This is a genomic window from Actinoallomurus acaciae (genome assembly GCF_042429965.1).
Lineage (GTDB): Bacteria > Actinomycetota > Actinomycetes > Streptosporangiales > Streptosporangiaceae > Actinoallomurus > Actinoallomurus acaciae.
In genome coordinates this window covers 16211-29806 of the sequence record NZ_JBHLZP010000038.1, presented here as the reverse complement: position 1 = coordinate 29806, position 13596 = coordinate 16211, and the positions used below count along the sequence as shown (strand labels likewise).

The 13596-nt window shown below is 71.0% G+C and carries 15 protein-coding genes and 1 pseudogene; 8 read left to right on the top strand and 8 right to left on the bottom strand.

The features are described 5' to 3' along the window. From ACFFNX_RS07925 to ACFFNX_RS07910, 4 genes and pseudogenes are all read left to right on the top strand, one after another. Nucleotides 1-203, top strand: a pseudogene (locus ACFFNX_RS07925) (hypothetical protein); the annotation flags it as partial. 71 nt (nucleotides 204-274) lie between these two features. Next, entirely contained in the window at nucleotides 275-1123 is an 849-nt protein-coding gene (gene mshB / locus ACFFNX_RS07920; protein ID WP_378197541.1) for an N-acetyl-1-D-myo-inositol-2-amino-2-deoxy-alpha-D-glucopyranoside deacetylase, read from the top strand. A gap of 6 nt (nucleotides 1124-1129) precedes the next feature. Beyond that, nucleotides 1130-1564, top strand: a complete 435-nt coding sequence (locus ACFFNX_RS07915; RefSeq protein ID WP_378197538.1) for a DUF6113 family protein — start codon at nucleotides 1130-1132, stop codon at nucleotides 1562-1564. A gap of 74 nt (nucleotides 1565-1638) precedes the next feature. Next, nucleotides 1639-2145, top strand: a complete 507-nt coding sequence (locus ACFFNX_RS07910) for a flavin reductase family protein (protein WP_378197535.1) — start codon at nucleotides 1639-1641, stop codon at nucleotides 2143-2145. Here the strand turns inward: ACFFNX_RS07910 and ACFFNX_RS07905 are convergent, their stop codons facing one another. The 4 genes from ACFFNX_RS07905 to ddaH all read right to left on the bottom strand — a co-directional run bounded on the left by ACFFNX_RS07905 (nucleotide 2146) and on the right by ddaH (nucleotide 6615). Beyond that, complete coding sequence (locus ACFFNX_RS07905) at nucleotides 2146-3756, bottom strand: DHA2 family efflux MFS transporter permease subunit (RefSeq protein ID WP_378197532.1); 1611 nt, start codon at nucleotides 3754-3756, stop codon at nucleotides 2146-2148. Then, nucleotides 3753-4343, bottom strand: a complete 591-nt coding sequence (locus ACFFNX_RS07900; protein ID WP_378197529.1) for a PadR family transcriptional regulator — start codon at nucleotides 4341-4343, stop codon at nucleotides 3753-3755. The genes ACFFNX_RS07905 and ACFFNX_RS07900 overlap by 4 nt, the downstream gene beginning before the upstream one ends. A 138-nt stretch (nucleotides 4344-4481) precedes the next feature. Then, entirely contained in the window at nucleotides 4482-5654 is a 1173-nt protein-coding gene (gene rocD / locus ACFFNX_RS07895) for an ornithine--oxo-acid transaminase (RefSeq protein ID WP_378197544.1), read from the bottom strand. A gap of 85 nt (nucleotides 5655-5739) precedes the next feature. Continuing rightward, nucleotides 5740-6615, bottom strand: coding sequence for a dimethylargininase (gene ddaH / locus ACFFNX_RS07890; protein ID WP_378197526.1), 876 nt, complete (start codon nucleotides 6613-6615; stop codon nucleotides 5740-5742). A gap of 113 nt (nucleotides 6616-6728) precedes the next feature. Between ddaH and ACFFNX_RS07885 the strand changes: the two genes are divergently transcribed. Both ACFFNX_RS07885 and rraA read left to right on the top strand, forming a co-directional pair. Further along, a complete protein-coding gene (locus ACFFNX_RS07885) occupies nucleotides 6729-7184 on the top strand; it encodes an Lrp/AsnC family transcriptional regulator (RefSeq protein ID WP_378197523.1) in 456 nt (151 codons plus the stop codon). 9 nt (nucleotides 7185-7193) lie between these two features. After that, entirely contained in the window at nucleotides 7194-7673 is a 480-nt protein-coding gene (rraA, locus tag ACFFNX_RS07880) for a ribonuclease E activity regulator RraA (protein WP_378197520.1), read from the top strand. 64 nt (nucleotides 7674-7737) lie between these two features. Here the strand turns inward: rraA and ACFFNX_RS07875 are convergent, their stop codons facing one another. The 4 genes from ACFFNX_RS07875 to ACFFNX_RS07860 form a co-directional block, all read right to left on the bottom strand. Continuing rightward, entirely contained in the window at nucleotides 7738-8475 is a 738-nt protein-coding gene (locus ACFFNX_RS07875; RefSeq protein ID WP_378197517.1) for a hypothetical protein, read from the bottom strand. After that, nucleotides 8469-9059, bottom strand: coding sequence for a hypothetical protein (locus tag ACFFNX_RS07870; protein WP_378197514.1), 591 nt, complete (start codon nucleotides 9057-9059; stop codon nucleotides 8469-8471). Before ACFFNX_RS07870 ends, ACFFNX_RS07875 begins: the two co-directional genes overlap by 7 nt. 113 nt (nucleotides 9060-9172) lie before the next feature. After that, complete coding sequence (locus ACFFNX_RS07865) at nucleotides 9173-9793, bottom strand: hypothetical protein (RefSeq protein ID WP_378197511.1); 621 nt, start codon at nucleotides 9791-9793, stop codon at nucleotides 9173-9175. Nucleotides 9794-9807: 14 nt separating this feature from the next. Next, entirely contained in the window at nucleotides 9808-10557 is a 750-nt protein-coding gene (locus tag ACFFNX_RS07860; protein ID WP_378197508.1) for a class I SAM-dependent methyltransferase, read from the bottom strand. 267 nt (nucleotides 10558-10824) lie between these two features. On the opposite strand from ACFFNX_RS07860, the gene ACFFNX_RS07855 reads away from it, so the two are divergent. Beyond that, complete coding sequence (locus ACFFNX_RS07855; protein ID WP_378197506.1) at nucleotides 10825-11742, top strand: hypothetical protein; 918 nt, start codon at nucleotides 10825-10827, stop codon at nucleotides 11740-11742. Nucleotides 11743-11792: 50 nt separating this feature from the next. Continuing rightward, entirely contained in the window at nucleotides 11793-12749 is a 957-nt protein-coding gene (locus ACFFNX_RS07850) for a hypothetical protein (protein WP_378197503.1), read from the top strand. The last annotated feature ends 847 nt before the right edge of the window (nucleotides 12750-13596 follow it).

The following is a 13596-nucleotide window of genomic DNA, read 5'->3' as shown; positions in this document are numbered from 1 at the left end:
GCGAACCCGAGCCCTCGACGTCGCGCCCCACCACCTCCAGCGGCCCGACCCGGCCCGGGGGCGGCGACACGACGGACCCCGGTGACGGGGACACCGGCCAGCCGACCGACGGCACGGGTGCCGGCGGCGGTGACACCTCGGCGCCCGGCACCGGCAACGGCGGTGGCGGCAAGGTGACCCAGCCGGCCGCCCAGACGACCTGAGAGACCGCTGGGGATCCCGCGAGGGTTCTCCAGCGGCCTTTGCGACGGCGCCGCCGGATACCGTTTCGTCCATGGCCGAACCCCGCATCCTGCTGGTGCACGCGCACCCGGACGACGAGTCGATCGAGACCGGCGCCACGATGGCCAGGTACGCCGCCGAGGGCGCCCACGTCTGCCTCGTGACGTGCACCCGCGGCGAGGAGGGCGAGGTGATCCCGGAGAACCTGCGCCATCTGTCCGGTGACGCGCTGGGGGAGTACCGCGTGGGCGAGCTGGCCAGGGCGTGCGACGCCCTGGGCGTCACCGACCACCGGTTCCTCGGCGGCGCCGGCCGCTGGCGCGACTCCGGGATGATGGGCGACCCGGCCAACGACGACCCCCGCTGCTTCTGGCGTGCCGACCTGGACGAGGCCACCGCCGCGCTGGTCCGCATCGTCCGCGAGGTGCGCCCGCAGGTCATCGTGACCTACGACGCCAACGGCTTCTACGGCCATCCCGACCACATCCAGGCCCACCGGGTGGCCTGGCGGGCCTTCGAACGGTCCGCCGACTCCTCCTACGGCGAGGGCGCGGCGTGGGCGCCGTCGCGGTTCTACGCCACCGCGATCCCGCTCTCGGCGCTGGAGCCCGAGGTGGGCCGCGGCCCGTTCGACCGGGTCGGCTCCGTGGAGGAGTTCGGCTTCGGGGTGCCCGACGACCAGGTCACGACCCGGATCGAGGCCGGGCCGCACCTCCACTCCAAGGTGGCCGCGATGCGCTGGCACGCCACCCAGATCACGGTGGCCCCGCCTTACTACGCGCTCTCCAACAATGTCGGCATTCCGCTGCTCGACGCCGAGTACTACACGCTCCTCGCCGGCGAACCCGGCATTCCCGGAGAGGACGGGCGTGAGGCCGGTCTGTCGCACCCGGTAGCCTGACCGGTCGTGGAACAGACGACGGGTCCGTACCCCCCGACCGAGCCCACGCCGGAGCCGGCCTTCGTGACCGGGCTCGCCTACGGCGTGCTCGCCGTGCTGGGCGTCGTCCTGGGACTGGTCGAGTCGTTCCAGTTCTCCTGGGAGGCGGGGGGCGTGCCGGTCGCCGCGATCGCGCTGTCGCTGGTGAACCTCGCCGTCTTCCGCGCCGCGGGCTGGGCGATGGAGAGCCGGATCGGCGCCGTCGTGCCGGCGGTGCCGTGGCTGGTCGTCCTGGTGGTGCTGTCCGCCCGCCGGCCCGAGGGCGACCTCGTCGTCACCGGCACGACCGCCGGATACGTCTACATGTTCGGGGGCGCGGTCGCCATCCTGATCGCGATCGTCTGGACCCGATCGGCCCGCCCGTGGATGCTCACCGGGGCTCCGCGCCCGCCCGGCACCTGATGGCGACCGGCCGGTAACATCCGGGGGAGGCCCGTCGTGGGCCGCTTCGAAACCGGGTGAGGGGACGCGCGTCCATGCCGAGGTCCGCGGGAGTCGATCCCGAGGAGTACCGACGCGTGGCCGGGCGTTTCGCCACGGGCATCACGGTGGTGACCACCGTCGCCGACGGGATCGCGCACGCGATGACGGTGAGCGCCTTCACCTCCGTGTCACTCGACCCGGTCCTGGTGCTGTTCTGCCCCGAGAGGGCGGCGCGCTTCCACGACGCGGTCATCGCCGCAGGTGCCTGGGCGGTCTCGGTGCTGGGCGAGGAGGCCGAGGACGCCTCGCGGTGGTTCGCCACGCGAGGGCGCGAGCTCGACGGGCAACTCGACGGCTGGGTGTCCCATCCCGGCCCGCGCACCGGCGCCCCGATCCTCCGGGGCGCCATCGCCGCGATCGAGTGCCGCACCCACGCGGTCCACGGCGGCGGCGACCACAGCATCGTGGTCGGCGAGGTGCTGGACGTGAGCCGGCCGGACCCCGGCGGCAGCCCCCTGCTGTACTACGACGGGGACTACCACCGGGTACGTCCGCGCTGATCAGGCGGCGGCCTCGACCGGCTCGACGGGCTGCGGCTCACCGGCGCGTACGTGGCGCTTGAGCACCAGGCACGAGAGGGCGGACACCAGCACGACCACGATGGGCAGCGCCATGGTGGGCTTCATCGCCGCGACGAAGCCGTGGTCGAACACGGCCTTGGCGACCTTGGCGATCTGTGCGGCGACCTCCTTGGGCACCCCCTGCGGCACGTTCTGCGACGCGCCGGTCTGCCCGGCCCCGACCTCCATGCCGCCCGCCGCGGCGTGCTTGAAGCCGTCGATGAACGGCCCCCGAGCCTGCGCCGGCACCTGACCGGCCCGTGCGGTCGCCTCGTGCTGGAGCGAGGTCGCCAGCTGGTTCTGCAGGATGGCCCCCATCGCCGCGCTGCCGACCACCGAGCCGATCTGGCGGATCGTGTTGTAGACGCCGGAGGCGGCCCCGGCCATGCGCGGCTCGATGCCCCGCATCGCCTCGGTGGCCATCGGCGCGAACACGCACCCGACGCCGACGCCGGAGACGACGAGGCAGGGCAGGAACGCGGCCCAGTGGGTGGTCGGCTCGGCGAGCAGCACGATCCAGGCCATGCCGACGGCGTACAGGGCCAGCCCGAACATGAGGATGTACTTGCCGCCGAACCGGTCCGACAGCCGGCCGGCCACCGGGGCGATGAACATGGAGATCACCGACATCGGGGCCATGACCACGCCGGACTTCAGGGCGCTGTAGCCGAGCACCGACTGCAGGTAGATCGTCAGCGGCAGGAACATGCCGACCATGCCGACCGAGACCGCGGCGGCGACGAAGTTGAGGATCGTGTAGTTACGGTCGCGGAACAGCCGGAAGGGCACCAGAGGCTCGTTGCCCTGCTGGGTCCGCTGCTGCATCAAGAAGATCACCAGGAACACGATCGACGCCGCGCCGAGCGCCCAGATCCAGCCGTTCCAGTGGTAGCGCTGGCCCTCCGTCAGCGCGAAGGCCAGGCAGAACAGTGCGGCCGTGGCGATGAGGACGCCGCCGATGTCCATGCGGTGCCGGCGCTCCTGCCGCACCGAGGGGATCAGCACGAAGGCCGCGATCAGCACGACGACGCCGATGGGCAGGTTGACGAAGAAGATCCACCGCCAGTCGAACGTGGTCACCAGGAAGCCACCGAGTGTCGGCCCGGCGATGGTGGCCACGCCCGCGACCGCGCCCCAGATGCCGAGCGCGGCGCCGCGCCGCTCCGGTGGGAAGGTCGCGATGATGATCGCCATCGTCTGCGGCATCAGCAGGGCCGCGCCCACGCCCTGCAGGCAGCGGGCGGCGATCAGCTCGGCGGGGTTCTGGGAGATCCCGCAGAGCAGGCTCGCGACCGTGAAGGCCGCGACGCCGTAGATGAACAGGTTGCGCTGCCCTCGTACGTCACCGAGCCGTCCGGCGGTGATGAGCAGCACGGCGAGGATGAGCACGTAGGCGTTGACCACCCACAGGATCTCGTCCAGCGATGCGTTCAGTTGGTCGATCATGCTGGGCATCGCGATGTTGACGATGGTCAGGTCCAGCAGTGTCATGAAGAAGCCGAGGCTGAGCGTGAGCAGGATCGCCCACGGGTTGCCGTGCCACTTTCTCATTCCTTCTCCCCGTCTTCGCCGTTCGGCGGCCGCCAGTCGAGCCGGCGGTTCTTGATGTCCTCGCTCAGGGCGCGCACGAAGTCCAGCTCCGCGCGCAGGCTGGAGTTGAGGTACTCCACCTCGATGACCGATACGCGGGAATGCCCCTGTTTGATCAGGCTGTCCACGACGCTGTCGTGGGCGGCCAGCTTCGCCTCCAGGTCCACGGTGCGCCGGTCGAGCAGTGTCGCGGCCTCCGCCGGCGGCAGCATCGAGACGAAGGCCAGCGCCATGCCGAAGCTCGGATACTCCTGGACCGGACGCATCATGAACTCCCGCAGCTGCCCACGCGCCTCGTCGCGGCCCGCCTCGGTGATCGCGTAAACCGTGCGTTCCGGACGCCGGCCCTCCCGGCTGGTCTCCACCGGTTCGATCAGTCCCCGCTCGGCGAGCCGGGCGACCGTGTGGTACAGCGATCCGTGAGCGACCTTGACGACGTGGTCGATGGCGCGCTCGCGGATGCGCTGCTGCATCTCGTACGGATGCATCTGCTCGTCGGCGAGCAGGCGCAGCACCGCGAGCCCCAGGGGCGTGAGTGATCGGGACATGGTGTTCTCTAGTCGGCTCTCAATAGTCCACGTGGACTATATGCCTCCCGGCATATCCCTGCAATCCGGTTATTAGGTGCGCTATCCGTGCATGAAAAAGGCCTGGACCGGCGCGGTCCAGGCCTTGGCGTATGAGCCTCAGATCTCGGCGAGAACCGCCGCGAGCTGGTCCAGCGCCCAGTCGAGGTCGGTCTCGTCGACCACGAGCGGCGGCGCGAGCCGGAGTGTCGTCTCGTGGGTCTCCTTGGCGAGCACCCCGCGCTCCATGAGCCGCTCGCTGACCGGACGGGCCTTGCCCTTGAGCTCGACACCGGCCCACAGCCCGCGTCCCCGTACCTCGTGGACCTGCTCGGCCGGCAGTGCTCCGAGCCGCTCGTGCAGGTGGGCGCCGAGCCTACGGGACCGCTCCTGGAACTCCCCGGTCCGCAGCATCGCGATGACCTCGCGGGCGATCGCGCAGGCGAGCGGGTTGCCGCCGAACGTCGAGCCGTGCTGGCCGGGCTTGAACACCCCGAGGATCTCCTGGTCGGCCACCACCGCCGAGATCGGCACGATGCCGCCGCCGAGCGCCTTGCCCAGGATGTAGACGTCCGGGACGACGTTCTCGTGCTCGACCGCGAACGTCGTGCCGGTGCGGCCCAGGCCCGACTGGATCTCGTCGGCGAGCATCAGCGCGCCGGCCTCGGTGCAGATCTCGCGTACGGCGGTCAGGAATCCGCTCGGCGGCACGTTGACGCCCGCCTCGCCCTGGATCGGCTCGATCAGCACGCCGACCGTGTTCTCGTCCACGGCCGCGCGCAGGGCCGCCACGTCGCCGTACGGCACGGTGCGAAAGCCCGGAGTGAAGGGCCCGTAGGAGTTGCGTGCGTCCGGGTCGGTGGAGAAGCTGACGATCGTGGTCGTCCGGCCGTGGAAGTTGCCCTCGAAGGCGACGATGTTCGCCTGCTCGGCGAGCACGCCCTTGACCTCATACCCCCACTTGCGCGCGGTCTTCAGCGCGGTCTCGACGGCCTCGGCCCCGCTGTTCATGGGCAGGACCATGTCCTTGCCCGCGAGGTCGGCCAACTCGGTGACGAACGGCCCGAACTGGTCGTGGTCGAAGGCCCGGCTGACCAGCGTGACCCGGTCGAGCTGACGCCGGGCCGCCTCGACGAGACGCGGGTGACGGTGCCCGAAGTTGACCGCGGAGTAGGCGGCGAGCAGGTCGAGATACCGCCGGCCCTCCAGGTCGGTGACCCAGGCGCCCTCGGCCTCGGCGATGACGATCGGCAACGGATGGTAGTTGTGGGCGCTGTGCAGCTCCGACAACATGCGGAGATCGTTCGTGTTCAACGGCGGCTCCTTCGTCGACTCGCGGGGTTTCCGCGAGTGTCCGTTCTTCCAGGTTAGGGGCGTTTTAGGGGCGGAGCTCGAGCGTGCAGCACTTGGGGCCGCCACCCGCCTTGCGAAGCTCGGTCATCTCGACCGGGATCACGTCGTAGTCACGCTGCGTGAGTACGGCCCGCAGGTGTGCCGCGTCGTGGGGAACGACCACGTGACGCCCGTCGCTGACCGCGTTGAGGCCGAAGGCGAGCGCGTCCTCCTCGGTCGCCTCGATCAGCTCGGGGAACAGCGTCTTGAGCTTGAGCAGGCCGTCCTCGTCGAAGGCGCCCGGGTAGTACGCCGCGGTGAACGAGTCGATCACGCACAGCGCGGTGTCGAGGTGGTAGAAGCGCGGGTCGACCAGCGCGACGCTGACCACGGGGAGCCCGAACGCGTCGTGGAGTTCGTTGTGCGCCCGCGGATCGGTGCGGAAGCCGTGCCCGGCCACGATCGCGCGGTAGGCGTAGACGTGGTCGCCCTCACCCTCGTTGACGTGCACCGCGGGGGTGAAACGCGGGTAACCGTGGCTCTCGAACCACCGCCGGTGCGCCTCCGCCTCACCGTGGCGCTCGGGGTGGCGGAACCGCGCGCCCATCACCATGCCGCCGACCACGGTGGCGCCGTTCGCGGCGAAGACCATGTCGGGCAGGTGCTCGACCGGTTCGAGCAGGTGGACGGTGTGGCCGAGTGAGACGTACGTCGCGCGCAGCCGTTCCCACTCGGCCATGGCGCGGTCCCGGTCGATCGGCGTGGACGGGTCCATCCACGCGTTGATGGCGTACTCGACGGCGAAATGCTCCGGCGGGCACATGAGGTAGGTCCGGGCCGGTCGGCCGGCCGGACGCGAGGGGCGCCCGGCGGTCTCCGGCGCGATGCCCGCGGTGTCACGGGCCACGACCTGCATCGTCATTGGTTCTCCTGGCAACGCTGGATGCCCTTGGTGTTCATGAGGCATCACGTGCAGCGTAAAGTCGCGCTGGACCGCAGACCAAGAACGAAAATCGACGCGAGAGGGGCAGATCATTGCGTCTTGACGATCTGGATCGGCGAATCGTTGCGTGCCTGCTGGAGGATGCCCGCCTGTCGTTCGCCCAGATCGGCGCCCAGGTCGGCCTGTCCGCCCCGGCGGTCAAACGGCGCGTGGACCGGATGCGGCACGACGGCGTGATCACGGGCTACGCGGCGGTCGTGGACCCGGCGGCGCTGGGCTGGACGACGGAGGCGTTCGTGGAACTGTTCTGCGCGGGCCGTACGTCACCGGCGGAGATCTACGCGAGCATCCGCCGGCATCCGGAGGTCGTCGCGGCGTACACCGTGACGGGCGAGGCCAACGCCCTGGTCCACCTGCGCGCGCACGACATCCAGGGGCTGGAGGAGGCCCTCGAACGGCTGCGCAACGAACCGAACATCGTGCAGACGAAGACGTCGATCGTCCTCTCCCGCCTACTCGGGCGGCCGACCGGCGGGCCGGACGCGTAGTCTGCGGGCGTGGATTTCGCGACGGCTGATCTCATCGACGACTTCGAGTCCGAGTTGACGGGCTGCTCGACGCAGTTCCGTTCGTACGGGGGACGACCACGCTTCGCCGGCCCGATCGAGACGGTCCGCTGCTTTGAGGACAACACCCTGCTGAAGCAGGTGCTGGAGACCCCGGGCGAGGGACGTGTCCTGGTGGTGGACGGCGGCGGCTCTCTGCGGCGGGCGCTGATGGGCGACATGATCGCCGCGTCCGCGGTCGCGCAGGGCTGGTCGGGCGTGCTGATCAACGGCGCGGTCCGCGACGTACGGGCCCTGGCCGGGCTGGACCTGGGCGTGAAGGCGCTCGGGTCGAACCCGTGCAAGAGCCGCAAGGAGGGCGGGGGCGAGTCGGGCGTCAGGGTGTCGTTCGGCGACGCCGTCTTCCACCCGGGCGCGTGGCTCTACAGCGACGAGGACGGCATCGTCCTGGCCTCCCGCGCGCTGCTCTAGAAGATCGCGACCCTGGGCGGCGTGCCCTGGGCCTGAGCCGCGGCCCGGCTCACTGCCGGTGTGCTCATCCGGGCCGGGACTCGGTCTGCACCTCACCGACCGCCAGGGTGGTGTCGGTCGTTCTGGACATCGTGGAGTTCGGCGCCCAGTCGCCGGCCCGGGCGTCGCAGACGCCCGCGCACGTCCAGTGGACGTACCACGTGACGGTGACCGAGATGGCGTACCGGTGGTTCGGCTGGCCGGCCGAGGACCGCTGGTAGGTGTAGCCGCACGCCTTTCCGTCCTTGCTGCCCCTCGAATGGCAGGTGACGGAGCTCTCACCCATGTTCCATGTCACCGACTGGGGATCACCGATCGCGGTGACCGTCGTGGCACCGTCCGGCGTGCCGACGGACACCGTCTTCCGGGCGTAGATGCCGGCGCCGAGCCACAGCCCCGTCCGGAGCGCGACGTAGGTCCGGTTCTCCGGAGACGTGTGAACGGTCGGCGTGGGCAGCTCAAGCTGATCACGGGCCTGAAAGGCCACGTCGACAGTGCGTACCGGGGCCGCCGCGGGGACGTTGTTGCCCACGGTCAGGCAGGCCACCGTGGGCGGGCACTGGGCGGTGGCCCCCTTACCCGACTTACCGTGCGGGCCATGGGCCGGCGGGTTGTAGGTCGAGTGGCCCGGCTCGTGGACACCGATGGCCCCTGGCCCCCCGCACGGGCCGTTACAGGCGAGCGCCGAGGTCGTGCCGAGGGCGACGGTCGCCCCGGCCGTCAGGATCGCGATGGAGATGCCTGCGGAGAGCTTCGTCAGCATTTTTCGCCCTCTGTCGCTTCGGAGATCTTCCAGGTGCTGTCGGAGTAGCGCATGGTCGCCTGATAGGCGGCGGTGCCACCGCGGTAGGAGCCGAGTCGCCTTCCGGTCTTGGCGCTGAACTTGTACGAGCCCAGGGTCTTGATGCAGTCGAGGACCACGACGGTCGAGCCGTCGGCGGAGGTGCCCTGGACGTGGGGGTTCAACACGTTGTGAAACCGCCAGATGTACCCCTGGGCGCGGATCTCGTTGATGTCGCGCGTGACGGTGGACAGCAGCGGGTCCACGGCCACCGGGTTGAGCAGGCTCGGGTCGTTGTTCTCGTAGGCCATCTCGTAGGTGAGCTGATAGCCGCGGTACGCCGCCAGGGCGGACTGGGGGGTCTTGGGCATCGGGCCGCCCGCGCCCGGCGTGGTGGTGCCGGCGGAGGCGCCGGCGGAGCCGGGGGCACCGGACAAGGGGGCCGCGGACGAGTCGTCGTCGGTGGCCTGGCCGTTCGGATGGAATCCGCCACCGTCCGTACGGCCCCCGCAGGCCGCCAGCAGGCCCATCAGGACGAGGGGGCCGACGCACTTACGGAATCGCATGGTCAAATTCCTGCGGGCATCGGGGCAAAATTACCTGTTGAGCTTACTGAGACCGTAGAGGTAAGAAAAGACCTTTGGCGGATCCGGGTAAACGGCCTTGACCTATTTCGGGTTTACAGTCGTCCGACGAGTGCGACCAGGTCAAGCCCGAGGATCATGTCGAGCTTGATCACTGTTTCGAACTTCGCGCCCGGGGGTAGAGAGGCGTCTTCCGTCAGCCGGAAAAGCACCGGAAAGATCGCCGGAGTGTCGAGATCATCGTCCAGAACCGCGATCGCCTCGCGGACGTACTCCCGGCTCGGCGGCCGTCCGGGGGACTCCGCCCACCTGGCGACCTCGCGCCGCCACGAGGTGAGCGAGGCGTCCGCCTCTTCCAGATCACGCCTGCTCAGGTCCACGTCGGACCGGTAGTGCCGCAGCAGGAGCGCCAGCCGTACGGCCAGCGGGTCCAGGCCGTCCGCGGAGGCGAGCGAGCAGCGCCCGACGGTCGCTCCCACGTGCACGTCGGCGTCGCCGGAGGTGAGCTCGGCGGGCCGTACGCCGAGGTCCGCAGCGCCGGGGACGTCGTCCCAGACACCGATCGCGCGGAGCCGGTGATGGTCGGCGACGCGGCGGATCAGGTCACCGACCAGCAGCGCCCGCAGGTCGCCCGCGCACGCGATCCGTACGACGCCGGGGCGCCCCGTCGTGATCTCCTCGGCGTTTCCCGTCTCTTCGTCGTACAGGCGCAGCACACCACGACTTTAGTTCAACTCACGGCGGCGAAGCGGAGCCGTACGTAGTCGGCCATCCAGCCCGACTCTCGGCGGAGCGCCGGCGCGGCGAGCTCGTTCACGCGGTCCAGCACCGGGCCGGCGACCTCCGGAGGCAGCTCCGCGATCAGCTCGGGGGCGTAGAGACGGACCCAGTCGGCGGCGCCGTCCGGGCATTCGGCGAGGCGCGTCGGGCGGTCGAAGTACTCCATGAGCCGTACGGTGAAGCCGGCCTCCTCCAGCCGCGCGGCGTACTGGCCGGGAGTGGGGAAGTACCAGGGCAACTCGGGCTCGGGGAGGCCGAAGACGCGCCACGCGGTCTGGACGGCCGTGATCAGCGCCGCGCAGTTGCCCGCGCCGCCCATCTCCGCGACGAACCGCCCGCCGGGCCGCAGCGCCGCCCTGACCCGCGAGATCACCGCGGAGGGGTCACGCGTCATCCAGTGCAGGGCGGAGTTGGACACGACGGCGTCGAACTGCTCGCTGGTGGTGAAGTCGTGCGCGTCGCCGACCGCGAACGACAGGTTCGGGTGCTCCGAACGCGCCGTGTTGACCATCTCGACCGACCCGTCGATGCCCAGGACGTCGGTGCCGCGCGCGGCGATCTCGACGGTCATCGCGCCGGTGCCGCAGCCGAGATCGATGACCCGCTCGTCGGGCTTGGGGTCGAGCAGGTCGATCAGCGGCGCACCGTGGGAGGACACGTAGCCGAACGCTGTGTCGTACGTCGCCACGCCCCATTGCATGGGCGAAACATATCGGACATAGAGGTCAGGTGCCGTAGCGTCTCGCATCGTGGATCGCCGACGGTGACCCGGGTCACGTGAGCGGCGCCCGCCGCCGTGCGGGGCGGCGGTGCCCGCGATCATCGCGCGGCCGGTCGAAACATCGCGATCCGGGCATCGCGGATTCCGCTCCCCGTGCGGAGTTATCCACAACCCGCGCACACGCCTTCCGGCCCGATCACGGCCACGCCAGGCTGTCTCGCAGACCGACTCCACCGGGAGGCCTCAGTGATCGACCTCGATGTTCCCGAGACGGTGGCGACGCCGTTCGTCGTGGCCACCGACCGGCCGCCGCACGACCCGGCGGCGGCCGCACGCGCCCGGGTGCGCCAGCCGCTGGCCGCCGATCTGCTCGACACGCCACTGGTCCAGATCTCCACGCTGCCGGTCGGCGACTCCGGCTATGCGGAGCTCATCGGCGGTGCGGCGTGGGCGAGGCCGTCCGACCGCCCGTTGCTGCACAAGTTCACGCACCACGTGGTGGTCATGGGCCACATCCCGCCGGTCTCCCAGCCCGGCCACGGTCAGGCGACGCGGGCCATCGCACGGGCCGTGGCCGAGGCGTGCGAGGGCGTCATCTACGACGCCTGGTCCCATCAGGTGCTGCCGCACGACTTCCGCCATGGCGTGGAGCACCCGGAGTTCTGCCTGGCCGACGACTGGCTGGCGACGTTCATCACCGGAGGCGAGCGCCGTGACGGCCCCGGCGCCCGCGACGGCGGCCTGGACCTGGCGACCGCGGGCCTGCACCGGTTCGCCCTGCCGGAGCTCGAGGCGCGCGCGGTCCCGCTCGGCAACGTCTTCGCCGCGGTGACGCTGCTGCGATGCCTGTCCGTCGTGCTCCTGTCCGAGCACTGGGACTGGCTGGCCTGCAACCCGGGCGCCCGCACCCGCCGCCTGGCGCGGAGAGCCCGCGTCGAGAGCCGTGACGTCTGGCGTTACTGGGCCGCCGCGCCCAGGCCGACGGCCGACGGCCGCGTTCAGGTCCAGCTGGAGGAGAGCTGCGAGATCGGCCCCAAGGCCCTTCCCTACCTCTCGGTGGGCCCGCCGGACGACTTCGCCTCCCCGGCCTCCGAGTGGTGGAACGACGTGGTCGACCTGGCCATGCCCTACGTCCCCCAGGCCTCCCGCCGGACCGCCGCCTGACGACCCCTGCGCTCTCGGGCGGCCCCGACCAGAAGACGAAGGAGACAGCAGTGCCCCAGCTCGTGCTTTCCGTTCCGGAGACGGTGACGTCGCATTACGTGATCGCGACGAGCCGCACGCTCGACGACCCGAGCACGGTCGTGCCGTGGCGTGTGCCCGAGCCGTTCCGCGCCGCCGCCGCCGAGGCGCTGAGGTCACCCCGGCTCGGCATCTTCACCATCGGCGCGGACGAGGCGACGTGGCGCCTGGATGACCTCCTGGCCTCGGACGACGACCGCCGGAGGGTTCGCGAGTCGACGCATCAGGTACTGGTCGTCCACCGGGCCGCGACCGTCGACCAGCCGCACGGCGAGCAGACCGCACGCGCGGTGGCCCGCGCGATCGCCGACGCCACCGACGGCGTCCTGATCGATCCTCAGGCCCGCCAGGTCGTGCTCCGCGACGGCCTCGCCCGGGTGGAGCGCGGCTGGTTCCGGATGGGCGATCAGTGGTTCGGCACGCGGTACGGCGTCGACGACGCGGCGACCCGCTCCGCGCACCGGGACGACTTCGACGGCACGGAGTCCTGCTCCTGCCTGCGGATCACGCTGCTCGGCCTGCGCCGGTTCGGCCTGCCCGACCTGGTGATCGACAACGTCGCCTGCGCGCACGACCTGCCGGCACTCAGCCTGCTGCGCTCCCTGGCGTGCCGCCTGCTCACCGACCAGTGGCGATGGTCCCGCCTGCACCCCGGAAAGGCCACCCGTCCACTCGACGACCACCCGAAGATCGACCCGGAGGACTTCTGGACCTTCTGGGGCGCCACACCGTTCGTCGACGGCCGCCCGATCACCGCCCGCCTGGTCCCCGTCTCCCGCAGCACCCTCAAGGTCATGCCCCCGGCCACCTATCCGGGCACCCGCACGACCTGGAGCCGCGAGGTCCTCGTCCCGGCCATGCCCCCACTGATCGGCTGCCCCGCCGACGAGGACACCCCATGGCCCCACCCCGCAGAAAACAAGGCATGACCCACCCGCCCCCACACGCCTCACCACCCCCACCAAGACGCGGGAGGCCGGTACGGCAACCCCTCTCCTCCGCGCCCGCTGGTCTGCGCCCGCTGGTCTGCGCCTGCCGGTCTGCGTCTGCTGGCCTGCGCCCGGCGGTCTGCGCCTGCGGGTCTGCGTCTGCGGGTCTACGCTGGCCGGTCTGCGCCCGCCGACCTGCGCTGGCCGGCCACTCCCGCCTCGCCCGGGGATGCGGAAGGCATGGCGCAGCGGTCCGTGCCTTCCATGCTTGCCATGCGCTCTCGCCTCAGCCGGGGCGCGGGAGGGGCGGCGTGGCGGGTCCGTGCCTTCCATGCTTGCCATGCGCTCTCGCCCCGGCCGGGCGCGGGATGGGGACGACGCGGTGGTCCCTTCCTTCCTCGCTTGCCGGTCGCCTTGGCGCGGGATTTGGGAGGGACAGCGCACGCGGGAGGCCGGTACGGCAACCCCTCTCCTCCGCGCCCGCTGGTCTGCGCCCGCTGGTCTGCGCCGGCCGGTCTGCGCTGGCCGCGGCCACTCCCGTCTCGCCCGGGGATGTGGGAGGCATGGGGCGATGGCCCGTGCCTTCCCCGCTTGCCGCCCGCTCCCGCCTCGACCAGGGCGCGAGAGCGGCGGGTAGCGGTGGTTTCTGCTTTCTGCGCTTGCCGGTCGCCTGCGCGCGGGATGTGGGAGGGGTAGTGCGGTGGTCCGTGTCTTCCGTGCTTGCCGTCTGCTCCCGCCTCGGCCGGGGCGCGAGAAGTGGCGGCACGGTGGTCCCTGTCTTCTGTGCTTGCCGTTTGCTCGCGCCTTGGTCTGGGTGGGAGGGGCGGTGCGGTGGTTTCTGCTTTCT

Coding starts and splice junctions, on each gene's coding strand:
- mshB (WP_378197541.1), top strand. CDS start 275: ATGGCCGAACCCCGCATCCTGCTGGTGCACGCGCACCCGGACGACGAG.
- ACFFNX_RS07910 (WP_378197535.1), top strand. CDS start 1,639: ATGCCGAGGTCCGCGGGAGTCGATCCCGAGGAGTACCGACGCGTGGCC.
- ACFFNX_RS07905 (WP_378197532.1), bottom strand. CDS start 3,756: ATGAGAAAGTGGCACGGCAACCCGTGGGCGATCCTGCTCACGCTCAGC.
- ACFFNX_RS07900 (WP_378197529.1), bottom strand. CDS start 4,343: ATGTCCCGATCACTCACGCCCCTGGGGCTCGCGGTGCTGCGCCTGCTC.
- rocD (WP_378197544.1), bottom strand. CDS start 5,654: ATGTTGTCGGAGCTGCACAGCGCCCACAACTACCATCCGTTGCCGATC.
- ddaH (WP_378197526.1), bottom strand. CDS start 6,615: ATGACGATGCAGGTCGTGGCCCGTGACACCGCGGGCATCGCGCCGGAG.
- ACFFNX_RS07875 (WP_378197517.1), bottom strand. CDS start 8,475: ATGCTGACGAAGCTCTCCGCAGGCATCTCCATCGCGATCCTGACGGCC.
- ACFFNX_RS07870 (WP_378197514.1), bottom strand. CDS start 9,059: ATGCGATTCCGTAAGTGCGTCGGCCCCCTCGTCCTGATGGGCCTGCTG.
- ACFFNX_RS07860 (WP_378197508.1), bottom strand. CDS start 10,557: ATGCAATGGGGCGTGGCGACGTACGACACAGCGTTCGGCTACGTGTCC.